Origin of the sequence: Corynebacterium mendelii, assembly GCF_017307055.1 — a bacterium.
Lineage (GTDB): Bacteria > Actinomycetota > Actinomycetes > Mycobacteriales > Mycobacteriaceae > Corynebacterium > Corynebacterium mendelii.
In genome coordinates, this window is sequence record NZ_JAFLEQ010000015.1 from 1 (window position 1) to 265 (window position 265).

1 protein-coding gene is annotated in these 265 nt (G+C 45.3%); it reads right to left on the reverse strand.

Annotated features, from left to right (window positions below; genetic code table 11):
- Positions 1-65 precede the first annotated feature (65 nt).
- Positions 66-265: hypothetical protein (locus tag JZY06_RS07940; RefSeq protein ID WP_207279028.1), on the reverse strand; the 200-nt coding region annotated here is incomplete at its 5' end.

The following is a 265-nucleotide window of genomic DNA, read 5'->3' on the forward strand; positions in this document are numbered from 1 at the left end:
CAAAAGCTTTAACAACAAAAACCCCGCACAAGGACAAAACCCCACACAGGACTCTCGCTAAAACACTAAATGTCAAGAAAGCTCGAAAACTTGGCAAAAAAACAAACAACCAGCAAACCAACCACCAACCCAAAAGCCGGCAGCCAGTCCAAAAGATTGTCCAAAAAAAACAAAATAGATGAAAACTTCCCAACCAGCACACACATCCCGACGGGGACAAAAATGCGCACCAGCCGAAAAAAACGTCCATCCAGGCTGACCCACA